This window comes from uncultured Algibacter sp. (genome assembly GCF_963976535.1).
In the GTDB taxonomy this organism is placed as follows: domain Bacteria; phylum Bacteroidota; class Bacteroidia; order Flavobacteriales; family Flavobacteriaceae; genus Algibacter_B.
On sequence record NZ_CAXBLF010000022.1, the window covers coordinates 19,349 to 42,965 of the forward strand.

18 protein-coding genes are annotated in these 23,617 nt (G+C 33.1%); 9 read left to right on the top strand and 9 right to left on the bottom strand.

What is annotated here, in order from left to right; translation table 11 throughout:
* The first annotated feature begins 25 nt into the window (after positions 1–25).
* Positions 26–256 carry a hypothetical protein gene (locus AAC024_RS08050; protein ID WP_339894771.1) on the top strand — a complete coding sequence of 77 codons (231 nt, stop codon included), beginning with the start codon at positions 26–28 and terminating at the stop codon, positions 254–256.
* A 433-nt stretch (positions 257–689) separates the two neighbouring features.
* On the opposite strand, the gene AAC024_RS08055 is transcribed toward AAC024_RS08050, so the two are convergent.
* Positions 690–1,139, bottom strand: coding sequence for a nucleoside deaminase (locus AAC024_RS08055; RefSeq protein ID WP_339894772.1), 450 nt, complete (start codon positions 1,137–1,139; stop codon positions 690–692).
* Between the two features lie 39 nt (positions 1,140–1,178).
* On the opposite strand from AAC024_RS08055, the gene dxs reads away from it, so the two are divergent.
* Complete coding sequence (dxs, locus tag AAC024_RS08060; protein WP_339894773.1) at positions 1,179–2,933, top strand: 1-deoxy-D-xylulose-5-phosphate synthase; 1,755 nt, start codon at positions 1,179–1,181, stop codon at positions 2,931–2,933.
* A gap of 32 nt (positions 2,934–2,965) precedes the next feature.
* Here dxs and AAC024_RS08065 read toward each other — a convergent pair whose 3' ends face one another.
* The 3 genes from AAC024_RS08065 to dgt form a co-directional block, all read right to left on the bottom strand.
* Positions 2,966–3,529: a PIN domain-containing protein gene (locus tag AAC024_RS08065; protein ID WP_339894774.1), complete on the bottom strand. Its 564-nt coding sequence runs from the start codon at positions 3,527–3,529 to the stop codon at positions 2,966–2,968.
* The gene (locus AAC024_RS08070) at positions 3,519–3,974 is read right to left on the bottom strand and encodes a helix-turn-helix domain-containing protein (protein ID WP_339894775.1); all 456 of its coding nucleotides are present in this window, start codon (positions 3,972–3,974) and stop codon (positions 3,519–3,521) included. The genes AAC024_RS08065 and AAC024_RS08070 overlap by 11 nt, the downstream gene beginning before the upstream one ends.
* Before the next feature lie 366 nt (positions 3,975–4,340).
* On the bottom strand, positions 4,341–5,681 hold the full coding sequence (gene dgt, locus AAC024_RS08075) for a dGTP triphosphohydrolase (RefSeq protein ID WP_339894776.1): 1,341 nt from the start codon (positions 5,679–5,681) through the stop codon (positions 4,341–4,343).
* Positions 5,682–5,841: 160 nt separating this feature from the next.
* On the opposite strand from dgt, the gene AAC024_RS08080 reads away from it, so the two are divergent.
* The 3 genes from AAC024_RS08080 (at position 5,842) to AAC024_RS08090 (ending at position 10,643) form a co-directional block, all read left to right on the top strand.
* Positions 5,842–6,225, top strand: coding sequence for a carboxypeptidase-like regulatory domain-containing protein (locus AAC024_RS08080; RefSeq protein ID WP_339894777.1), 384 nt, complete (start codon positions 5,842–5,844; stop codon positions 6,223–6,225).
* 320 nt (positions 6,226–6,545) lie between these two features.
* Positions 6,546–9,389: a TonB-dependent receptor gene (locus tag AAC024_RS08085; protein WP_339894778.1), complete on the top strand. Its 2,844-nt coding sequence runs from the start codon at positions 6,546–6,548 to the stop codon at positions 9,387–9,389.
* Between the two features lie 45 nt (positions 9,390–9,434).
* On the top strand, positions 9,435–10,643 hold the full coding sequence (locus AAC024_RS08090; RefSeq protein WP_339894779.1) for a multidrug transporter: 1,209 nt from the start codon (positions 9,435–9,437) through the stop codon (positions 10,641–10,643).
* Between the two features lie 81 nt (positions 10,644–10,724).
* Here the strand turns inward: AAC024_RS08090 and AAC024_RS08095 are convergent, their stop codons facing one another.
* Positions 10,725–11,039, bottom strand: coding sequence for a nicotinic acid mononucleotide adenyltransferase (locus AAC024_RS08095; protein WP_339894780.1), 315 nt, complete (start codon positions 11,037–11,039; stop codon positions 10,725–10,727).
* Positions 11,040–11,424: 385 nt separating this feature from the next.
* Here AAC024_RS08095 and AAC024_RS08100 point away from each other — a divergent pair, with 385 nt between their 5' ends.
* Together AAC024_RS08100 and AAC024_RS08105 are read left to right on the top strand one after the other, a co-directional pair.
* The gene (locus tag AAC024_RS08100) at positions 11,425–12,657 is read left to right on the top strand and encodes a porin (RefSeq protein ID WP_339894781.1); all 1,233 of its coding nucleotides are present in this window, start codon (positions 11,425–11,427) and stop codon (positions 12,655–12,657) included.
* A gap of 81 nt (positions 12,658–12,738) precedes the next feature.
* On the top strand, positions 12,739–15,039 hold the full coding sequence (locus AAC024_RS08105) for an inorganic phosphate transporter (RefSeq protein WP_339894782.1): 2,301 nt from the start codon (positions 12,739–12,741) through the stop codon (positions 15,037–15,039).
* 41 nt (positions 15,040–15,080) lie between these two features.
* Here AAC024_RS08105 and AAC024_RS08110 read toward each other — a convergent pair whose 3' ends face one another.
* Positions 15,081–16,862 carry a Na/Pi symporter gene (locus AAC024_RS08110; protein WP_339894783.1) on the bottom strand — a complete coding sequence of 594 codons (1,782 nt, stop codon included), beginning with the start codon at positions 16,860–16,862 and terminating at the stop codon, positions 15,081–15,083.
* A gap of 186 nt (positions 16,863–17,048) precedes the next feature.
* Between AAC024_RS08110 and AAC024_RS08115 the strand changes: the two genes are divergently transcribed.
* Positions 17,049–17,933 carry an OmpA family protein gene (locus AAC024_RS08115; RefSeq protein ID WP_339894784.1) on the top strand — a complete coding sequence of 295 codons (885 nt, stop codon included), beginning with the start codon at positions 17,049–17,051 and terminating at the stop codon, positions 17,931–17,933.
* A 100-nt stretch (positions 17,934–18,033) separates the two neighbouring features.
* Complete coding sequence (locus AAC024_RS08120) at positions 18,034–18,756, top strand: DUF6503 family protein (RefSeq protein ID WP_339894785.1); 723 nt, start codon at positions 18,034–18,036, stop codon at positions 18,754–18,756.
* A 191-nt stretch (positions 18,757–18,947) separates the two neighbouring features.
* Here the strand turns inward: AAC024_RS08120 and AAC024_RS08125 are convergent, their stop codons facing one another.
* The 3 genes from AAC024_RS08125 to AAC024_RS08135 all read right to left on the bottom strand — a co-directional run bounded on the left by AAC024_RS08125 (position 18,948) and on the right by AAC024_RS08135 (position 23,571).
* On the bottom strand, positions 18,948–21,437 hold the full coding sequence (locus tag AAC024_RS08125) for a ribonucleoside-diphosphate reductase subunit alpha (RefSeq protein ID WP_339894786.1): 2,490 nt from the start codon (positions 21,435–21,437) through the stop codon (positions 18,948–18,950).
* Positions 21,438–21,726: 289 nt separating this feature from the next.
* Complete coding sequence (locus tag AAC024_RS08130; protein WP_339894787.1) at positions 21,727–22,707, bottom strand: ribonucleotide-diphosphate reductase subunit beta; 981 nt, start codon at positions 22,705–22,707, stop codon at positions 21,727–21,729.
* A 300-nt stretch (positions 22,708–23,007) separates the two neighbouring features.
* Positions 23,008–23,571, bottom strand: a complete 564-nt coding sequence (locus AAC024_RS08135) for a DUF3109 family protein (RefSeq protein WP_339894788.1) — start codon at positions 23,569–23,571, stop codon at positions 23,008–23,010.
* Between the last annotated feature and the right edge of the window lie 46 nt (positions 23,572–23,617).

Genomic DNA, 23,617 nt, shown 5'->3' on the forward strand with positions numbered 1-23,617 from the left:
TATTACAATCGTATCTTTATAATTTATGAAATATCTTATTCTCATATTAACAATTGCGGCCTTTACAAGCATTATTTTAGGATTTACTTTAGAAGTTGCATATTCCCAAAAACTCATTGGTTTTGGTGTGGTTGTTGTTTTTTTTGTGATATTCCCTTTATTTTCTTACCATCGCTGGAAAGGTAAAGACCCAAAAGACTACATGCTTACTAAAGAAAATTTAGATAAAATGCGCGAAAACCAAAAACGTAGATAGCATTAATATTTGGGCGTTACCACTCCCGATAGCTATCGGGACCAAATCTCTAAAGCATTCCAGTCCGCAGTTGGCGGTCTTCAGTCCACAGTCCTCGAGCATATTGAAAGAAAGAATTAGCCAAAAGCCTAAACACAACAAAAATAAAATTCCAAATTTCAACACAGTCAGAATCATCAATCTGCAGAAATAATGAGTGCTAACGAGGTTTAAAATATATTTTAAATAGAAATTACAAATGAAGTTTAATGAAGTTGCAAAGCGCAGCTTTGAGCGCGTAATTCCGAGAACGAATAATGCTTTAGTTATTTCCTCGGATTGATTTGATTTTTTGGTTTTTGTGTTTAGATTGAAATGTCTACTAGACATTTCAATCTAAATAGTGCATCAAGACAAAATGAACATAAAAAACAAATTCAGGGTGACAAAAGAGTCAATTTAAATTTCGCTTTTCAACAAAAAAACGTCTCATTAAAGACGACGCTTCTTCTTCAAGAACACCGCCAGAAATAGTTGTTTTAGGATGCAGCTTCGTTTTCAAGTTAATACAGCCACGCTCCATATCTCTAGTGCCATAAACAATTTTAGAAATCTGACTCCAGTAAAGAGCACCAGCACACATTTGGCAAGGTTCAAGCGTCACATACAAGGTGCAATTTTGAAGATACTTACCTCCTAAAAAATGAGCTGCTGCAGTAATGGCTTGCATTTCCGCATGCGCCGTAACATCCGTTAAGGTTTCGGTTAAGTTATGGCCACGAGCAATTATTCTATTATCAATAACAATAACGGCGCCTACTGGAATTTCACCTTTTTCAAATGCAGCTTCAGCTTCCTGAAGGGCTTTCTTCATAAAATAGGTGTCGTCAAAAGGTTCTATCATGATAGCAAAAATACAAATTCATTCTTGTACTTTTGCTGCGTGCAAAAAAGTCTATTACAAAATATAAACTCACCTAAAGAACTCCGTCTTTTAAACCAAAAAGACTTACGTCAACTTGCACAAGAGCTCCGTGAATTTATTATTAATATAGTCGCCACAAAAGAAGGCCATTTAGGAGCCAGTTTAGGTGTTGTAGAATTGACCATTGCATTACACTATGTTTTTAACACCCCAACAGACCAACTTATTTGGGATGTTGGCCATCAAGCCTACGGACATAAAATTTTAACAGGGCGACAACATAATTTTCACACCAACCGCCAACTTGGTGGTTTAAGTGGTTTCCCAAAACGTGAAGAAAGTGAATATGACACGTTTGGTGTTGGGCATTCTTCCACCTCAATATCTGCGGCTTTAGGCATGGCGATTGCCTCACAATTAAAAGGTGAATACAAACAGCATATTGCAGTAATTGGTGATGCCTCCATTGCTAGCGGGATGGCTTTTGAAGGCTTGAATCATGCAGGAGTAACCAATGCGAATTTGCTTGTTATTTTAAACGACAATGCTATTGGTATAGACCCAAGTGTTGGCGCTTTAAAAATGTATTTAACCAACGTAAAAAAAGGCACTCAAAAGCAAGATAATATTTTTGAAGCCTTAAATTTTGATTATTCTGGTCCCATTGATGGTCATGATTTAAATACCGTGATTTCAGAATTAGAACGCTTAAAAAATGTAAAAGGACCAAAGCTTTTGCATGTTATAACCACCAAAGGCAAAGGCTTAAAACAAGCTGAAGCTAATCAAGTAAAATATCACGCTCCTGGAAAGTTTGATGCTAAAACGGGCGATTTAGCTACAAAATCGACCGAGGTGCAGCCACCAAAATATCAAGATGTTTTTGGATACACCATTGTTGAATTGGCTAAACTGAACAAAAATATTGTGGGTATAACACCTGCAATGCCAACGGGAAGTTCATTAAAGTATATGATGACTGAAATTCCAGATCGCGCTTTTGATGTGGGCATTGCAGAACAACACGCTGTAACTATGGCCGCAGGTATGGCAACACAAGGTTTAATGCCGTTTTGTAACATCTATTCCACCTTTTTACAACGGGCTTACGACCAAATTATCCATGATGTAGCCATACAAAACCTACCTGTTATTTTTTGTTTAGATCGCGCTGGTTTGGTTGGTGAAGATGGCGCCACACACCACGGTGTTTTCGATTTAAGTTATTTAAGATGCGTCCCGAATCTCATCATATTTGCACCTAGAAATGAAATAGAGTTACGCAACATGATGTACACGGCGCAATTAGGTTTAGAGCAACCTATTGCTATTCGTTACCCAAGAGGGCGAGGTGTTACTATTGATTGGAAACAACCATTTTCTAAAATTGAGATTGGTAAAAGTGTTGCCCTTAAAAAAGGACATAAACTGGCTGTTTTAAGTATAGGCACCATTGCCAAAAATGTTACTAAAGCTATTAAAGATTTAAATGTTTCGCATTACGATATGCGTTTTGTAAAACCTTTGGATGAAAACTTACTTCATACCATTTTTAAAACTTACTATACTGTTGTTACGGTTGAAGACCATTCAATTAAAGGCGGTTTTGGATCTGCCATTTTAGAGTTTGCTTCTGAAAATAATTATAAAAACCCCATTAAAACATTGGGTATTCCTGATGCTTTTGTGGAACATGGTAGTGTTGATGAACTTCAAGAATCTGTTGGTTTGGATGTTGAGCGTTTGATTAAGGTTTTTAGTGATCTTCTGTAATGAACCTATCTTGATTTTGCCAGAAGAATTATCTAAATTAATGAGTGCAGGTAATTAGCCGAATTAATTAATCCGTTTTTTCTTAAATTGTCTAAAACTTCAAACTCGTCCAAATCAGGATTTCTTCTATTTAATACTAACGCTCTAAATGATTCTATTGCTTTTTCGTGGTTTAAGTCTATTATATCCGCAATAAAATCATCCGCAGATTTAGCAACTAACCCAAAAGAAGCTAAATATTTTGTCGGAAAATCTTTTAAGTTATTTGTAACAATAACGTTTGCATTAGTTTTTATTGCAGCTGCAAGCACGTGCCGATCTTTTTCATCAGGTAAAGTCAACCATTCAATCAAAGGCTCATAATTAATAACAAGTGCATCGGGAAAAGCTGAATTAGCATAATTTGTTCTTTTCTCAATTTCTCCCTTAGTTACTCCTTTTCTTGCCATTACATCTTCCCATTCATCAAAAATATGATTACTCCATTTAGGAGTAAATAAATCATAATGCGCAAACCAAAATAACAAATCTCTAATTTCTATCGGATAAATAATGTTCGTATCTAGAACGCAAGTAAATCGCACACTATGAATCATACAGCCCTAATTCTTCGTCAGACTTCATCATATCGATAAGAAATTGTTCCTGTTTCAATTTCATAGCTTTCTTATAATCCATAACATCCTGAAATTTAACACGACGATGTCTACCAACCATAGTATAAGGAATCTGTCCTTTTTCAAGTAATTTAACAAAATGAGGTCTCGAACAGCCTAATAATTCAGCTGCTGCTTGAGTTGTCATTTCTGTAGCAATAGGAACAATAGAAATAGGTTTTCCTTGACCTGTAGCCTTTAATATTTTTGCTAACAATTTAAGAGCCTTTAAAGGGATTTTAATTTTTTTAGAAGTTTCTTCAATTTCAATTTCTGGTTTTTCAGAATGTAATCCCTCCAATGCAGCCGCAAGCGCGTTATAAGATTTCATTGCTGCAATCTGCTCCTTTTTAGAAGGTTTTTTTATGTCGTTAAAGTATTCCATTTTGATTAAATTTTATTCGTCACACAAATATAAACGAAATAAACGAAATGACATTGTGTTGAAATGTTATTTTTTTTATAAAAAATCAACTAATGCCAATATCGTCTGAATTTAATTCTTCAAACCAAAAAAAAAACCAAAATTTCTTACTCATTTATAAAACACTAAATCAGTCAAAATTTACCAAATAAAAGAAAACTTATAGAATAAAAACTACATTGGCTGACAAGCGCGTTAGGGATTGCAACGGAAAGCCCACAGCGAGGTACGAGCGAGGACTTGTAGTGTAAAGCCCGACCCTTGTGGTAACGCCCAACTTCTCGATACATCCCGAAATAAATTCGGGACACTCGAAGTGACATTTTTCTAAAAACTAATACCCTTTATCTTCTTGTAATCTAGTATTGCCTTACTATCGGATAGTAAAGACACGTAATAACACACGCTTGACAAACGGTTGTATAAGCTAGAATTGTTTGTTTCTATAGTTTTTGGCAAGCCTTTTATAATGAGCTTGTCGTAATTTGAAGCGGTATTATTAAAACTATTATTTACGGCGTTTGTGTAGGTGTTTAACAGCGTGTTTATAACGCCATAGCCTGCAATTTCTTTATCGACCACATCGGCAGATTGGTAAATGTTTTCGACACTAATTTTTATAATATCTTTTATCTGGGCCTCGTATTTGCTTTTATCTAGCAAGGCACAATCGAAATGGCCATTTAAAATAGCGTCTTCATGTTTCATGAAAATATCTACAGTATCATTAATAAGCGAACCTATGGCTAGGGCACGCAAATAACCTACGCGGTCTTGTTTGGTGGAAAGCGCATAATAGTTTTCTGGTTTTATATTATCTCTTATTATTTTGGATAGATATTCTAACGCAAACTCTTCTTGGATAAGGCCCAGGTTTATACCATCTTCAAAATCGATTATGGTGTAACAAATATCGTCTGCTGCCTCAACCAAATACGCGAGCGGGTGTCTTGAAAAACTTGAGTGTTTATCGCTGCGTTTGGCTAATCCTAACTCGTTTGCGACATCAACAAAACCCTCTTTTTCGGATTGGAAAAAGCCGTACTTCTTATCTGCGATATGATTTGTTGGTTTTTTAGGAAGCGATTCTTTTGGGTATTTCATGAATGCACCAAGGGTGGCGTAACTTAATCGTAATCCGCCATCTCGTCCGGCTCTACTTTCGGTTAAAATTTTGAATCCGTTGGCGTTACCTTCAAAATCGCATAAGTCTTGATATTCCTTGTCGTTAAGCTCGCTATTAAATTTTTTACCTTGTCCCGTTTTAAAAAATTCGCCTATGGCTTTTTCTCCTGAATGCCCGAAGGGTGGGTTTCCAATATCGTGTGCTAAAGCTGCTGCAGCCACTATGGCACCAAAATCGTTAGTTTGATACCCATGAACACTTTGTAAATGCGGATGCTTTTCTAACAATTTTTGACCTACGCGCCTGCCAAGAGTCCGCCCTACAACACTTACTTCTAAACTATGTGTTAGCCTGGTGTGCACAAAATCGGTTTCTGATAATGGAATGACTTGGGTTTTGTCTTGAAGGCTTCTAAACTCTGAAGAAAAGATAACACGATCATAATCCACTTCAAAACCTAAACGGGTTTCGTCTTGTTCTTTTCTTATGCGTTTATTGGTGTCGCCAGAGCGTTTTAAGGATAGTAGTTGTTCCCAGTTCATGGTAAAAAATTATGTGGAGGCAAGATAACATTTCCTATTAAAAATTAAATAAAAAACCGCTTAACATTAAGGTAACCTTTTAATCATGGTTGTTTAAACTTAACGTAACATCAAAATTAAATTTATGCCTTTATTTTGTACTGGAAATTAGAATACAACTATGAAACAATTTATAATTACAGCCATTTTTCTTGTATCTGCATTTGCTTTTGCTCAGAATACTGGCTCTATAAGCGGGAATTTATTAGATATTGAATCTAATAACGAACATTTAATGTTTGCAAAAGTTTCGATTAAAGAAACTGGCGCAGAAGTTTTATCTGATGAAAATGGTGCTTTTAAATTTCAAAATTTAGAAGATGGCACTTATACTTTAGTATGCAGTTTTACTGGTTATGAAAATAAAGAAACAGAAACTAAAGTAACTTCAGGAAAATCAACTCCTATTAAATTAGCTTTAACAGCAAGCACAATATCTATAGATGATTTAATGATGGCAATGGCCAGTGCGGACAAAAAAACGAGTTCGACCTCCATCAATTAAAATTATCTAGTAAATAATATATAGATTAAATTCTATGAAAAAGAAAGCAACTTTCTCCTAAAAAGAAAAGTTGTTTTTTTTTATTCAATAATCTTTCTGCCCCCTATAATTATAAAAAGGGAAAAATTAGATTCCATTAATATGAATACTCCCAAACCAAGGCCTTACCTGTTTAATGTTAACTGAATGTAACCAACATTAGGATTATATCTGTTTTAGTTAACACTATCCTAACGCTTTTATCACGGTTCTTTAATCCACAGGTAACATACTATTTACAATATGGTGGTTTCTTTGCAGCGAGAAATTTAAACTTACTAATGAAAAAATTTATACTATTATTTATAATCTTTACAACGGCTCTTTCGAATGCGCAAGGAACTGGTTCTCTAGGGGGAATACTAACGGACAAAGAATATAATAATGAGCCTTTAGCCTTCGCTAACGTTCTTTTAAAAGGAACAACTATAGGGACAACATCAGACTTTGATGGTCTATACAGTTTTGAAAATATTGAACCAGGAACTTATACTCTAATTTTCAGTTTTGTTGGTTATGAAACTCAAGAAATTAATGCCAATGTTGTAGCAGGAAAAACCACAGAAGTTAATGTAATCATGAATGCCAGTGCAGCTTCTCTAGACGAAGTTCTAATTACAACAACAACTAAAAGAGAAAGTGAAACGGCTTTATTATTAGACCAAAAGAAAGCTGTTGAAATTAAACAAAGTATTGGAGCAGTAGAATTAGAAAGAAAAGGGGTTAGTAATGCTGCAGGAGCAGTTGCTAAAATCTCTGGAGTTTCTAAACAAGAAGGTTCTAGTAATGTTTATGTGCGTGGTTTAGGTGATAGATACTTAAATACAACGATGAATGGTTTGTCATTACCATCAAATGATGTGAGCAAGAAAAACATTGATCTTGATTTGTTCTCTTCAGATGTTATTGAAAACGTATCAATAAGTAAAGCGTATTCATCAAAATTTTATAGCGATTTTGCCGCTGGTAATGTAGATATCTCTTCAAAAGATTATAAAGGAAATGGCTTTTTTAATTTTGGGGTTGGGTCTTCAATTAACACCAATGCTATTGGCAAAGATTTTGTAAGAAGTGAAGGTACTGGACATTTCGGTTTCTATAATAGATATGCTCAAGATCCTTTTGCTGTTATTTTATCTCATGGTTTTGACCCTGTTGATGCAGGGACTCCTATAAATACCAGTTTTGGAGGGTCTTTTGGAAAATCATTCACTTTTGAAAACGGTTCTAAACTTAGTTTTTATGGAACAGGATCATTCGAAAATGATTTTCAATACAGAAAAGGATCTAATGTAGATTATACTAACGTTGAGAAAAAAGCTTTTGAGGAAGCTGAAGAATTTGAATACGGAACAACTACAACCGCCATGGCTTCTATTATTTATAAAATAGATAGTAGTAATACTATAAAGTTTAATTCCTTATTTGTAAATAGTTCATCTGATAAAGTTGGTTATTTTGGTATTGATGGAAAAGGACGTAATAGAGACGCTATTGCTAATACTGATGAAGGTTTCTTCCAACAAAATATTCAATTTAATGAAAACCTAATTTATGTAAACCAACTTATAGGAATACATAAATTTGACAAGATTGATCTTGATTGGGGCTTTGGGCACAACTTTGTTAACGCTCATGAACCAGATAGAAAGCGTTTAAGTTTTGAAAACTATCAATACGCGCTTGATAATGACCCAAACACAAACCCAATATTTTACAGTAATGTAGATTTTGATAACCAACGTTATTTTCAAGATATACAAGATGAAGAATTAAACGGACGCATAAACCTAGCTTACGAAGCAAAAGAAAACATCAAACTAAATTTTGGTTATAATGCCAGAACAAAAGAGCGTCGTTTTAATAATGTAAGATACGGTTACGATATTATTGATAATAGCGGTATTGCAGATGTTAACGATTTAAATAGCTTCTTCACTTTAGATAATTTAAATCTAACAAGTAATGAAGGCACCTATGAAATTAAAGTGATTAAGCCTTATCCAAACCTTGGCAACACAAACAGACCCGGTTTAGACGAAAACACTTATAAAGGAAAGCTAGATATTTATGCTGGTTATTTTAATGCTGAAATTAATTTTGGTGAAAAATGGCTTATCGTACCCGGTTTAAGAGTAGAATCTTTTGATCAATATATTGAATACGACGTTATTAACCTTGGGGTTAATGGAAATGATAATATTAGCGCATCAGATGTATTGTTTTTGCCTAGTTTAAGTTTAAAATATGCTTTAAAAGAAGACCAAAATTTACGTTTTTCTGCTAGTCAAACGATATCCTTACCAGAATTTAAAGAAGTTGCACCTTTTGTATACGAAAGTGTATCTCAACGTATAGGTGGTAATCCAGATTTATTAGGTCATAAAGAAGGGATTGATTATACCAATGTAAAAGACGTTTCATATTCTAAAATTTTAAACCTTGATTTAAAATATGAGTGGTTTGTAACTAAATCCGAATTAATCTCTATCGGCGCTTTTTATAAACAAATTGAAGACCCTATCAACCAAGTTGTTGCTTTTGATGCAACAGGGACACAACGTTTTTTTAGAACAGGAGATAAAGCACAAATTATTGGTGTTGAGGCAGAAATTAGAAAGAACATCATTGTTAATGAAAACGAAGACCCAGAACTTTCATTTGGTTTAAATGCAACGTATATGCATACGGAGCAAGATTTATTTAGCGATATCATTGGAAGTAACTTTAACGTAAGCTTTGTTAAAGACAAGGAAGAATTACAAGGCGCTTCTCCCTTAATTGTTAATACAGATATTAGCTACTCGCCATCATCATTTGAAAACTATAAACCCATTGCAACATTAGCATTTTCATATTTTTCTGATAGAATTGATGCTTTAGGATCAGGACAGTTAGGAAATGTTATTGAAAAAGGAGTACCAACTTTAGATTTCATTCTAAAAAATAAAATCGGTGAAAAATTCGAAATTAACTTCGCTGCTAAAAACCTGTTAGACCCAAGCATAACATACATTAGAGAAACAACTCAAGGTGATATAGTGGTTACATCTCCAAACGGGAAAGATGTATCCGATTATAAAAAAGGAATGAACATAGGATTACAAATAAAATATAAATTTTAAAAACTCGATTAATTAATAACAAAAGAAAAAATAAACTTAGAAACGATGAAAAATAATTTATTATTAGGACTAGCAATTACGACATTGCTTATTAACGCTTGCTCAACAGATGATACTGCCGCTATTAATATTACTGATAACAGTATAATTAACAATAATAATGGCGGAACTACTACTAGTGGCGGTGACGAAATTGCTATTAGTGCCGCAGAATACTCTTCGGATTTAGTACTAGAAGCAGGTAACACATATTCTATTAGTGGCCCTGTAATTATGGCCGATGGTGCTAATTTAATTATTGGTGAAGGTGTTACTGTTAAAGCAGTAGCAACTGGTGCTGATGTTTATATCGCCATCTCACAAGGCGCAAAAATAATTGCTAATGGTACAGCTGCTAACCCAATTGTAATGACATCTGGTGCATCAAATCCATCTGCAGGTGATTGGGGTGGTTTAATTATCTTAGGAAAAGCACCAATTAACTCTGTAACCAGTGGCGCGACTTCTACATCTGAGATTGGAAGTTTACCTTACGGCGGAACTGAATCTTCTGATAGTTCAGGTATTATTCGTTATGTTCGTGTTGAATATTCTGGAGGTGCTGCTGATGGTTCTTCTGAAAATAACGGATTCTCTTTTTATGGTGTGGGTGCTGGTACAACAGTAGATTACATTCAGGCTTATGAAGGTGCTGATGATGGTATCGAGTTTTTTGGAGGAAATGTAGAAGTAAATCACGCTGTTGTAATTAACTGTCAAGATGATTCTATTGATTGGACAGAAGGTTTTACCGGTAAGGTAACCAACGCTTATGTTAAGCATGGAGCAGATCATGACAAAGGTTTTGAATGTGATGGTTACAACACAGATATAGGAAACTTATCTAGCCCAAAATTTTGGTCTAAACCAACTGTAGCAGATGTTATCATTGTAGGCTTAGGTTCTAGTACTGGAAACGAAGCTATAAGATTAAGAGCTGGTACCCAAGGTATCTTTAACAATATATTAATTGAAGGTTTTGCCGAAGGATTTGATTTAGATGGTGATGCTGGAGCGAGTAGCGATAACCCAACTGGAACAGGCGTTATTAACGGAGACTTAAATGTAACTAATGTAACTTTTACTGATGTAACTGTACAATTAAAAAACGATACTGGAGATACTTTTGCTGACGCAGATTTTATAACAGGTATTGGCAATGCAACTGGTACAGATTATGCAACTTGGGGAGCAAGCTGGACCGTAGGAAACTAGTTAAAACACATAACATATATTCACAAAAAAAGCATCCTGAAAATCAGGATGCTTTTTTTGTTTATCACTTTGCTATAACAACTATAGCGAAGCAACATTATTTTCATAATTGACGACTTTTTTAGTTCCGTCAATCCAATAAATCCATTTGCCGACTTTTTTTCCATTATCATAATTCGCAGAAACTGTTTTCTTGCCTTCTGTGTTAAAGCTTAACCAAACACCTTGTAATTTACCATCTGCTGTGTAAGAACCCGTTTGGCTTACAACACCATTGTCATGATAATAAACAACATCAATTAAATTGGTGTCTTTATTAAGTTTTAATTCTCTTTCTTTTTGTCCAAAAGAGACCACAGTAATTAAAAAAGCAAAAACAAATAATAACTTCTTCATAATTATGGGGGTTTTAACATTATACCTCAAAGATATATAATAGTTAACATTCATACAACATTTACATAACGTTAAATTAACATTAAGCTCATAAATAATTGATTATCATTTATTTGAATATAAAGATTTAACATTGGAATATTAATGATTACTTAATATAGAGGTTACGTTAAGATTACCTTAAACACCGATATTTGCAATGTCTTAAGACAAATAATTAGTATTTCATATAATATATTAGTTTTTGTCGACTTACATTATCATGATTTCTAATGGACTGCCTTAGGCCAAGGCAGTCTTTTTTTTGTTATAAAATTAATCATTTGGAAACATTAAGTTAACATTGATTTTAGTTATTTGCAGCGACAAAAAACTAATAATTATTATGAAACTTAAACTAAGTATAATGGCAATTCTAGCCATTGCAACAATTACACAAATTAATGCACAAGAAATAAGCGACACTTCTTTTGGCAAAGGCTTAATTAACTTTGTTGCAAAGGACAGTTCATTTAGTGTTAAATTCGCACCTCGTTTTCAAGTTCGCTCAATCTCTTCTTGGGACTATGATGGAAATCAATATGGAAGTCCAGATCATAATTTTATTGTAAGACGTGCTCGATTAAAGTTTGATGGTTTTGCATATAGCCCAAAACTTAAATATAAATTGGAGTTAGGTTTATCCAATAGAGATATTTCAGGTGCAAATGATTTTAATAGAAATACACCAAGATATATTCTGGATGCAGTTATTATGTGGAACTTTGCTGAAAACTGGGAATTATGGGCAGGACAGACAAAACTTCCAGGGAACGTTGAACGTGTTGTATCTTCTGCTAACCTTCAATTAATAGATCGTTCTTTACTGAATAGTCGTTTTAATATTGATCGTGATTTAGGGGTTCAACTTCGTCATAAATCAAATTTAGGTGGCAACTTTTTAATGCGTGAAAAAATTTCTATTTCACAAGGTGAAGGACGAAATGTTACCGAAGGCAATGAAGGTGGACTTCAGTATACTGGTCGTTTAGAATTTTTACCTTTCGGAACGTTTAAATCGAAAGGTGATTACAGTCAATCTGATTTAAAACGTGAAGCAAAACCAAAATTAATGGCTGGTTTTACATATAATTATAACCAAGATGCTGTTAGAGAAAGAGGGTTTGCCGGTGATTATATGATTAGAACAGATGGTTCTATTTACGAAACAGACCAAACTACCATTTTTGCAGATGCCATGTTTAAATATAATGGATTTTCATTTATGGGTGAGTATGCTAAGCGTACTGCTGGTGATGAAATCGCAACAGAAATAGATGGAAATACTATAATAGATGTTGATGGTGAAGTAGGACCAGACTATATAGTTGAAACAGGAAATGCTTTAAACCTACAGGCTGGTTATTTATTTAAGAACAACTACGAAATAGCAGCTCGTTTTACAACATTAGATTTTGAAACCGTTACAGATAAACAACCAACAGAGCAATACACTTTAGGTATAAACAAATTTATTGTTGGTCATAAATTAAAAGTTCAGTCGGATATTAGTTATACATCCTTGGATGGTAATGATGATAATATTACTTTTAGACTTGGATTTGATATTCATTTTTAAGTTATTAAAAACATAACAATAAGGTAACTTTACAGTCAGATTATCTAAAGACATTTGCAAACTTATTTTAATTAAAAAATTATGGATAATATTTATTTATTAATGTTGATTGCCATTACAGTTTTAGCCGTTGTTGACATTGTTGTTGGTGTTAGTAATGATGCTATTAACTTTTTAAATTCTGCGATTGGATCTAAAGCAATTTCGCTTAGAACAATTATGATTGTTGCTAGTTTAGGAATTTTTATTGGCGCTGTTTTTTCTAGTGGAATGATGGAAGTAGCAAGGAAAGGTATTTTTATTCCGGCTCAATTTGAATTTGGAGAGATTATGCTAATTTTTATGGCTGTAATGATAACAGACATTTTGTTGCTAGACTTCTTTAATACTCTTGGATTACCGACATCTACAACGGTTTCTATTGTATTTAATTTATTAGGTGCAGCAGTAGTAATGTCATTGATAAAAATTAGCCATTCTGAATCTGAGACTTTCTCGGATTTAGCTAAATACATTAACACAGAAAAGGCATTAGAAATTATATCAGGTATTTTACTTTCGGTAGTCATTGCCTTTTCGGTTGGTGCACTAGTACAATGGGTGTCAAGACTCATCTTCACATTTAATTATGAGAAAAAAAGTAAGTATTTTGGAATCGTTTTTGGTGGCGTTGCTTTAACCGCAATCACTTATTTCATCTTTTTAAAAGGTCTAAAAGGAACACCTTATTATAAAGAGCTAAAAGACTTATTAGAAGGAAATGAAATTTATATAATTCTTGGAAGTTTCGTTTTCTGGACCTTATTTTCTTTCATATTTGAGAAACTAACCAAAAAAACAGTTTTACTTGTTGTAATTGCAGTTGGAACTTTTGGATTGGCATTGGCATTTTCAGGTAACGACTTAGTAAACTTTATCGGTGTACCAATGGCGGCTTATCATTCTTATGAAGCTTGGGTTGCTGGCGGAATGGACACAGCAATGTCAATGGCAGTATTAGAGAAGAAAGTACCTGCTGAACCTTATTTATTATTTATAGCAGGAGCCATAATGGTATTGACACTATGGCTGTCTAAAAAAGCAAAAACTGTTTCAGAAACCGAAATAAGCTTATCTCGTCAAGGAGAAACTCATGAAAAATTTGAACCCAATAGACTTTCAAGATCAATTGTAAAAGGAACAACCCAATTGTCTAATTACTTTGGTGTCATCCTACCTAACTCAATTACTGAAAAAATAGGTAAGAGTTTTGATAAACCAGAGTTTACTATGACAAAAGATCAAAGTATCGATGCTCCTGCATTCGATATGATTCGTGCCTCTGTTAATTTAATGGTTGCTGGTGTATTAATTGCAATTGCAACCTCTATGAAGTTGCCTTTATCAACAACATACGTTACGTTTATGGTAGCCATGGGTACTTCTTTGGCTGACCGTGCATGGGGAAGAGAAAGTGCTGTTTATCGTGTGGCTGGTGTATTGAACGTAATTGGTGGATGGTTTGGTACTGCAATTGGAGCATTTATTGCTGCGGGTATTGTAGTGTTTCTGATTAATTGGAACCCAGCTGTGATAACACCAATATTACTTTTATTAACTGCTATTTTATTATACAGGAACTACAAAACTCATAAAAATAAATCTTCAAAAGTCCTTGATGAAGATAGCTTGAAAAAGGCCGAAAGCAGCTCTATACAAGGTGTTATTCTTGAAAGCGCAAATAACATGGCTAGCGTAGTGAAACGCACAAATAGAATCTATTCTAATGCAGTTGTTGGGCTCGCTAAACAAGATATAGATTTACTTAAAAAGAGTAAAAAACAAGTTGTAAAGTTAACCTCAGAGGTTGATGACTTACGTGATAATGTGTTCTATTTTATTAAAAATTTAGATGAGTCAAGTATTGGTGCAAGCGATTTTTATATTAATATTTTAGGCTATCTTCAAGATATGACACAATCTTTAGAATATATTACTAATGTAAGTCACAAGCATATTAATAACAATCATAAGAAACTTAAGTTCAGTCAAATTAAAGAGCTAAAGGAAATTGATGATAAACTAGAAATTTTATTTGAAGATACTCGGGTAGCTTTCAAATCGGAATCTTTTGAACAAATCGGTGCAATTTTAGATGAAAGAACTGAAGTTTATAACCTTGTAAAAGATAAAATTAAAAAACAAATTTCGCGTACAAGAACTGAAGAATCAAGTCCTAAAAATACCACGCTATATTTTAGTTTATTATTAGAAACTAAAGATTTAATAAAATCAACAATGAGTTTATTAGAGGAGTATCATAACTCATTTGATAGTTCAGTTGAACCTGCAACAATTTCGGTTGTTGAAGATGAGGAAACTGGATTAGAAAAAGCAGAATAATAATAAATAAAAATTATATTAAACACCACTGAATAAACCTTTTATTTAGTGGTGTTTTCATTTTCAGACGATTCCTCTAGTAAAGAATCTTTTTTACCATACAATAATTCAGCAACATCAATTAATTTTTTAATCATATCATTCACATTGGTATAATCATTAAACAATGATGAAGCCATTTCTGCTGTAATTAAATTTTTTCTTATTAGCTTGTCAATAGATTTGTTGCTTTGTCTAATATTAACTTTTGCTTCATGCTTTAATTCTTTTAGTTGAAGCTCATATTTTTTTGCATCATTTTCAGTTCTAAATAAATATATGACGCGTAATACTTTGGTTAATTTTTTTCTATAACTGTTGTATTCCTTTTGCAAGTATTTGTTTTCTAATTTTAAAACCATGGTGATGTTTTTATTTAACTCCCTTACATCTTTAATAATTTCCACCATTTTCCTATTGGCTATTTTTATATCGGTAATAGCGTTTATTTGCCTGTTATTTAAACTTAAAGTACTTTGAGCTGTTGAAGCATATTTTATAATTTCACCATAAATAATTTTAACCTTACTATAATATAAATCTTCAACATTTGTTTTTAAATCTGTGCTAGATTTCTTTATAATAGTTTTTAGTTTTTCTTCAGATTTTATATCCGCTCTATGAATATTTAAGGCATGCGCTACAATTTCAAAAACACTATTCTTAAATAAATATTTTGATTCATTTAATAAAGCAGAAATAACAGCTCCAGGAAATTTTAACACAGCCGGATTAAGATATTTTGGTTCGTCAATTTCTTTATCGCCTTTATCCTTAATTAACCTCAATAATAAGCGTTCTAACCTTTTAATAAAGGGTATCATTACAATAACACCTATAACATTGAATATGGTATGAAATAAAGCAAGTTTTAAGGTGTAATTGGTATTCGAGATTTCTAATATACTAGAGAAATTATCAACTAATCTTGCTAAAGGAAATATTAACGCAATGGCAATAATACCTGTTGTTACATTAAAAATTAAATGTGCTCCTGCCAACCGCTTACCAGCAACATTTGAACTCAGCGACCCAAGTATAGCAGTAATTGTTGTGCCAATATTTGCACCAATAGCTAAAGCTAATGCGTTTTCATATTCTATCTGCCCAACAGATAAAGCTGTTAATATTAATGCTAAGGTGGCACTACTTGATTGCAGAATGGTTGTTATAATAATACCTAATCCGGTATATATTAGCACCCCTAAAAACCCTGAAACTGCATATTCAGATAAATCAATATAATCTTTAAAAACGTCAAAGCCTTCCTTCATGTAATGAATCCCTAAAAAGAAAAAGCCTAAACCCGCCAAAACATTTCCAATCCCTTTTAAAGCCGTTTTCTTTTGAAAGGAAAAAATAATTCCGAAAATTAACATAGGCATTGCCAAGGCAGATATCTTAATTTTAAGACCAAACCCTGCTACTAACCAAGCTGTAGCTGTTGTACCTATATTAGACCCGAAAATCAATCCAATACCACCTGCTAATGTGATTAATTCAGCACTGATAAATGAAATTGTAATAACCGAAACTAAGGAACTCGATTGAATTAATGCGGTAACAAAAGCACCTGTTGTGATACTTTTATAAAGCTTATTTGTAGCTTTTTTTAAGATAGATTGTAATGGCCCTTTAGTAAAAACCTTAAAACCCTCTTCTAACATAATCATTCCAAAAAGTAGTATGGCAACTCCAGCGGAAATTGTTTTAAAGTTTGGATTTAAATAAAGTAAAACACCCAAAACAATTAAAACCCCAAAGAAAAGAGACCTTCTAATCATATATAATTAATTAAATAGTGCATTAAGATAAAAAAACTATGGGTATTTAAAAACTAAATATTATTATAAGATTTTTAATATAAAGGAAGTACTTCTTTCGAGGTACTTTTTTTATGAAAATAAAACAACTTTCAACATCTATATATCTACTTCGTACGTAAATAGTACAAACCTAAAGTTATTATTATGAAGAACATTTCAATTTTATTATTAGTTACAATTTTTACCTTTTCTTGTGTTTCTAAAAAGAAGTATATAGCACTGCAACATGAAAATGGAGAAATTAAAAGTGAATTACAAAAAACTAAAGTAGCTAAGGAAGACTTAGAAACTAAATTTGCGGTAATTCAAACTAGAGTTGATAAGTATAACACTAAAATATCGTCTCTAAAAGAAGATGTTGGAGTATTAACCAAAGAAAGCAATTCTAAAATTGAAGCACTAGGAAACGGTGCAATTATCTCTAATAATGCAAAAGCTAAAATGCGAGCTACATTAGCAAAAGTTGATCCTTCAAAACTAAGTCAAGCTAAAACGCTCAAAGATTCAATGAATTTAGCTGTGGCGCACAACCTTGAAAAAACAATTAGCGAAAGCAACATGAATGAAGATGACGATTTTGCTGTAAACATTAATGAAACAGTTGTTATGATTTCTATCGCAGACCACATGCTATTTAATAGTGGTAGTTACAGATTAAGTTCTAAAGCAGATACTGTTTTAGAAAAATTAGCTGACGTAATTAACTCCGAACCAAGTTTAGATGTTATGGTTGAAGGTCATACAGATTCTAGAACAATTAATACTGAAAATATTGCTGATAACTGGGATTTAAGTGTGTTAAGATCTACGTCTGTGGTTCGTAAGTTACAAGAGAAATACAATGTAGCACCAGAGAAATTAATTGCGGCGGGTAGAAGTAGTTACCAACCTTTAGCAGATAATGATTCCGTTGAAAACAGATCAAAAAATAGAAGAACAAGAATTATAATTCTTCCAAATATTGACAAATTTTTCGCTTTAATGTCTGAAAATGATAATACCGTTGCAGAAAGTAACATCTTAGATTAAATTATAAATTTAATCTATTGATAAAAAAGCATCTCAAATTGAGATGCTTTTTTTGTTTCAAACTTTTGAAATACTACCTTAGAAGCATAATCTCTTTATTATGAAAACATTAGTGCTCTTTTTATTCTGTGTTTCTTTTGGGTTAAATACTTTTAGTCAAAACATTTCTAGCCAAGAATTATTGGATAAAGCCATTGCTTATCATGACCCGAATGGGGCATGGAAAACTTTCAGTGGCACTTTAAACATAACCATGGAAACTCACACAAATCTAAATCGAGACAGTGAGGTTTATATTAACATCCCTAAAGAAACATTCCAATTAATCACTAAACATGACACTGTTACAATAACCTATAAGCAGCATAAAGGCACCTGTATTATTTCCGAAAGCGATTCTATTAGGATATCTAATCAAACTGAAAAACCAAAAAGATCACATTGTGAAATGACAACCCTCTTCAAAAATTATTACAGTTATCTATATGGATTACCTATGAAACTCAAAGACCTCGGAACTATATTGGATAACAAGGTTGAGTACAAAACCTTTAAAAACAAAAACTACTTGGTTCTTAATGTAAGTTATGATGCAGCCGTTGGCAGCGATATATGGTATTTTTATTTTAACCCAAATACTTACGCCATGGAAATATATCAGTTTTTTAAAACGGACGAAAAAGGGAATATAAAACCAGATAGCGGTGAATATATTTTACTAACTGAAGAGGCTACTATCAATGCAATTAAAATGCCGAAAATAAGAGCTTGGTATTACAATAAAGATGATAAGTATTTAGGTACTGATATTTTAAAGCAATAAAAAGAGGCTGTCTGAAAAGTTTTTCGAGTTGTCACATTGAGCGCGCAGTCGAAAACGTTATAATCTTGATTTATAAGGCATTTCGACTGCGCTCAATGTGACAATTTACTCCAAAATTGACTTTTCAGACAGCCTCTTTTAAAAATTTGGGGTCCCCCCTTTCAGGGGGACAAACCCAATAACAATATTATTTATGAACCACACATAAGGCAGTCATCGCCTTCACCAGCTTTGGCTTGTGCAATAAGCGCTTTCATTTCTTCCGCACTCATTGGCTCAACTTCAACTTCTGGTGTCTTCTGCTTAGCAAATTTAGCAGCGTTTTGAACCGCTAGTTTCTTTTTCTTCGCTTCTTCCTTTTGTAAAGCAACTTCATTTACTTCTACAACCTCAGCAACTGGTTCTTCTTTTTTAGTTGTTGATAATGTAAATTTAATAGCATCAACTGCACTCTTGGTACGTAGGTAATACATACCTGTTTTTAAACCGCTTTTCCATGCATAGAAATGCATTGATGTTAATTTAGCCATAGTTGCTCCTTCTAAGAATAAATTAAGCGATTGCGACTGATCTATGAAATATCCACGCTGGCGAGACATATCTATAATATCCTTCATACTTAACTCCCAAACCGTTTTGTATAACTCTTTAATTTCTTGAGGAATAATATCGATTCCTTGAACAGAACCATTAGCTCTCATGATATCTTGTTTTAAATTTTCATTCCATAAACCTAAATCTACTAGATCTTCTAACAAGTGTTTGTTTACTACAATGAACTCTCCAGATAATACACGACGGGTATAAATGTTAGAGGTATAAGGCTCAAAACACTCATTATTTCCTAAAATTTGAGACGTAGATGCTGTTGGCATTGGAGCAACTAATAACGAGTTACGCACACCGTTTTTAAGCACTTGCTTACGTAATTTCTCCCAGTCCCAGTTACCACTTAATTCATCATCTTTAATGTTCCAAAGGTTGTGTTGGAATTGGCCTTTACTAATAGGAGACCCTTCATAACTTTGGTAAGACCCATCCACTTTTGCTTCCTCCATACTTGCTGTAACTGCAGCATAGTATAGTGTTTCAAAAATATCTTGGTTTAGTTTTTTAGCTTCATCACTAGTGAAAGGCATACGTAATAGAATAAACGCATCTGCTAACCCTTGAACCCCTAAACCAATTGGTCTGTGACGCATATTAGAGTTTTCTGCCTCTTTTACGGGGTAGTAATTTCTATCGATTACTCTATTTAAGTTTTTAGTAACACGCTTAGTAATACGGAATAATTCTTTGTGATCAAACTCTCCGTTTTTAATAAACATTGGTAAGGCGATAGACGCTAAATTACATACAGCAACTTCATCTGGGGATGTGTACTCCATAATTTCTGTACATAAATTTGAAGAACGAATGGTTCCTAAATTTTTCTGATTAGATTTACGGTTTGCCGCATCTTTATACAGCATGTAAGGTGTACCAGTTTCAATTTGAGATTCTAATATTTTTTCCCAAAGTTCACGTGCTTTAATTGTTTTCCTTCCTTTACCTGCAGCCTCATATTTTAAATAAAGAGCTTCAAACTCTTCACTATGTGTTTCTGGTAATCCCGGGCATTCGTTAGGACACATTAAGGTCCAATGGCCATTTTCTTGAACACGTCTCATGAATAAATCTGAAATCCACATCGCATAAAACAAATCACGCGCACGCATTTCTTCTTTACCATGGTTTTTCTTTAAATCTAAGAAATCAAAAATATCAGCATGCCAAGTTTCAATATAAATAGCAAAACTCCCTTTACGTTTTCCGCCACCTTGATCTACATAACGCGCTGTGTCATTAAATACTTGAAGCATTGGTACAATACCATTACTTGTACCATTAGTTCCTGCAATATAACTTCCTGTAGCACGAACGTTATGAATAGCTAAACCTATTCCTCCTGCAGATTGCGAGATTTTTGCCGTTTGTTTAAGTGTATCGTAAATCCCTTCAATACTATCATCTTTCATGGTTAGTAAAAAACATGAAGACATTTGCGGTTTTGGTGTACCCGAATTGAATAATGTTGGTGTAGCGTGTGTAAAATATTTTTTAGACATCAACTCATACGTTTCAATAGCAGCATCTAAATCATTTAAATGAATACCTATTGAAACACGCATAAGCATGTGTTGAGGCCGTTCAGCAATTGCGCCGTTTAATTTTAAAAGGTAAGAACGCTCTAGGGTTTTAAAACCAAAATAATCATATCCGAAATCACGGTTATAAATTATAGTAGAATCTAAACGATCTTTATTATCCATGATTACCTTGTAAACTTCATCAGAAAGTAAAGGGGCATCTTTACCTGTTCTTGGGTTTACATATTTGTGTAAATCTTCCATAACGTCGCTAAACGTCTTTTTGGTGTTTTTGTGTAAATTAGAAACCGAAATTCTGGCTGCTAAACGTGCATAATCTGGGTGCGCCGTTGTCATGGTTGCAGCAACTTCTGCAGCAAGGTTGTCAAGTTCACTAGTGGTTACACCATCATATAATCCTTCAATGACGCGCATAGCTACTTTTAATGGATCAACCAATTCGTTTAATCCATAACATAACTTCCTTACTCTAGCAGTAATTTTATCGAACATAATTTGTTCTTTTCTGCCATCTCTTTTTACTACATACATTGTTTTACAAGGTTTTTAAAATTTTCTGATAAATACTGAAAAGCTATTTACTTTGAGTATGCCTTCAGAAAAATGGTTAGTTGTTTATTCTAAATTCAATCTTGAATCTAATAAGATGAAACTTAGTTGATTAATTATTAAATGGTACTTTGTTTTAATTTCCTTTTACGGAAATATTATTTTAATCTTTTAAAGAAAACTTTTGAGCTTTTTTTGTAGATTCCCGCCTACGCGAGAATGACAAATTCAAAGGAAACCTTTACGTAATGCTTCAATGAATTCTTTTTGATTAAAAATCAGCGTCAAAACTGAATTTATCCTCATCATCTTCTTTATTAAGAACACCTGCTTTTTGGTAGTCTCCAACACGTTTCTCAAAGAAATTGGTTTTTCCTTGTAATGAAATCATGTCCATAAAATCGAAAGGATTTGATGAGTTGTAAACTTTTTCACAACCAAATTCACCTAATAATCTATCTGTTACAAACTCAAGATATTCTGTCATTAACTTCGCATTCATCCCAATTAAACTTGCTGGAAGTGATTCGGTAATGAATGAGCGTTCAATATCTAAAGCATCTGTTAATATTTGCGTAATCCTTGATTTGGGTACTTTATTTACAATATGGTTTTCATGTAAATGCACCGCAAAATCACAATGCAAACCTTCATCTCTTGAAATAAGCTCATTAGAGAATGTTAAGCCAGGTAGTAAACCACGTTTTTTAAGCCAAAATATAGAACAAAAGCTTCCAGAAAAGAAAATCCCTTCAACCGCTGCAAAAGCAATTAAACGTTCTGCAAAACTTGGTGAGTCTATCCATTGTAATGCCCAATCTGCTTTTTCCTTAATAGCTGGAAATACTTCAATGGCATTAAATAATGCGTCCTTTTCTTTATCATCTTTTACATAAGTATCAATTAATAATGAATACACTTCAGAATGAATATTTTCCATCATTATTTGAAAACCATAAAAGAATTTAGCCTCTGAGTATTGCACTTCAGAAACAAAATTTTCAGCTAAATTTTCGTTTACAATACCATCACTGGCTGCAAAAAACGCTAACACATGTTTGATGAAATACCGTTCATCGTCATTTAATTTATTATTCCAATCGTTAAGGTCTTGATGTAAATCAATTTCTTCAGCAGTCCAAATACTAGCTTCTTGCTTTTTATACCATTCCCAAATATCATGATGTTGAATAGGAAAAATAACAAAACGATCTTTGTTTTCTTGTAAAATAGGTTCGATAGCCTGAGACATTAGTTTTTAGTTTTTTAGAAAATTGGTCGAAAAATTGCTATTATTTCGGGTTAACAAAGATTGTAAAATGATTGATACATTTTCAATAAAAGTTACAAACCTTTTCAACAAGTTTTTAACAAACAAAGAAACATCAAGAAACTAAGAAGTTTACACAAAAAAAGACTTAAAATTATGATTATCAATTTATTAGCTAATTTTAAATTTCAAATTGTTTACAAAAAAAAATCAAGTTTTATAAGCACAAACCCTTTGTTAATAAGGCTTTTTACTGGGGTTTTTAAATAATTTTTTGAGGTGTTAAAAAGTTTCTGCAACCTTTTCTAATTCGGAGTACCAATCTTCACCAAATTTTCTTATGAGCGCTTCTTTTACAAATTTGTAGATAGGGATTTGTAATTCTTTACCTAATGCACAAGCATCATCACAAATTTCCCATTTATGATAATTTACTGCTGAAAACTCACTGTAATCTTGAACACGTATTGGATATAAATGACAGGAAACTGGTTTTTTCCAAGACACTTCGCCTTGGCTATAAGCTTCCTCAATAGCACAGAGCGCTACGTTTTTTTCATCAAAAATAACATAAGCACAATCGGCACCATTAATTAATGGTGTTTCTAATTCGCCATCTTCAGTAGTAATATAAGCCCCTAGAGATTCAATGACTTCAACACCTTCTTTACGTAAAAACGGTTTTACTTTAGGGTAAATGCCGTTTAGAATTTCTGCTTCATCAGCTTCAAGAGGAGCACCAGCATCACCATCAATACAACACGCACCTTTGCATGCTGATAGGTTACACAAAAAATCTTTTTCTATAATGTCCTCAGACACAATAGTTTTTCCTAACTGAAACATAAAATCATTTATCTTGTAGCACGCAAAAATAGTTAATCTGTAATTG

Coding starts and splice junctions, on each gene's coding strand:
- AAC024_RS08050 (WP_339894771.1), top strand. CDS start 26: ATGAAATATCTTATTCTCATATTAACAATTGCGGCCTTTACAAGCATT.
- AAC024_RS08070 (WP_339894775.1), bottom strand. CDS start 3,974: ATGGAATACTTTAACGACATAAAAAAACCTTCTAAAAAGGAGCAGATT.
- AAC024_RS08105 (WP_339894782.1), top strand. CDS start 12,739: ATGGATAATATTTATTTATTAATGTTGATTGCCATTACAGTTTTAGCC.
- AAC024_RS08115 (WP_339894784.1), top strand. CDS start 17,049: ATGAAGAACATTTCAATTTTATTATTAGTTACAATTTTTACCTTTTCT.
- AAC024_RS08130 (WP_339894787.1), bottom strand. CDS start 22,707: ATGTCTCAGGCTATCGAACCTATTTTACAAGAAAACAAAGATCGTTTT.
- AAC024_RS08085 (WP_339894778.1), top strand. CDS start 6,546: ATGAAAAAATTTATACTATTATTTATAATCTTTACAACGGCTCTTTCG.
- AAC024_RS08120 (WP_339894785.1), top strand. CDS start 18,034: ATGAAAACATTAGTGCTCTTTTTATTCTGTGTTTCTTTTGGGTTAAAT.
- AAC024_RS08135 (WP_339894788.1), bottom strand. CDS start 23,571: ATGTTTCAGTTAGGAAAAACTATTGTGTCTGAGGACATTATAGAAAAA.
- AAC024_RS08100 (WP_339894781.1), top strand. CDS start 11,425: ATGAAACTTAAACTAAGTATAATGGCAATTCTAGCCATTGCAACAATT.
- AAC024_RS08090 (WP_339894779.1), top strand. CDS start 9,435: ATGAAAAATAATTTATTATTAGGACTAGCAATTACGACATTGCTTATT.
- AAC024_RS08110 (WP_339894783.1), bottom strand. CDS start 16,862: ATGATTAGAAGGTCTCTTTTCTTTGGGGTTTTAATTGTTTTGGGTGTT.
- AAC024_RS08125 (WP_339894786.1), bottom strand. CDS start 21,437: ATGTATGTAGTAAAAAGAGATGGCAGAAAAGAACAAATTATGTTCGAT.
- AAC024_RS08080 (WP_339894777.1), top strand. CDS start 5,842: ATGAAACAATTTATAATTACAGCCATTTTTCTTGTATCTGCATTTGCT.
- dgt (WP_339894776.1), bottom strand. CDS start 5,681: ATGAACTGGGAACAACTACTATCCTTAAAACGCTCTGGCGACACCAAT.
- AAC024_RS08095 (WP_339894780.1), bottom strand. CDS start 11,039: ATGAAGAAGTTATTATTTGTTTTTGCTTTTTTAATTACTGTGGTCTCT.
- AAC024_RS08055 (WP_339894772.1), bottom strand. CDS start 1,139: ATGATAGAACCTTTTGACGACACCTATTTTATGAAGAAAGCCCTTCAG.
- AAC024_RS08065 (WP_339894774.1), bottom strand. CDS start 3,529: ATGATTCATAGTGTGCGATTTACTTGCGTTCTAGATACGAACATTATT.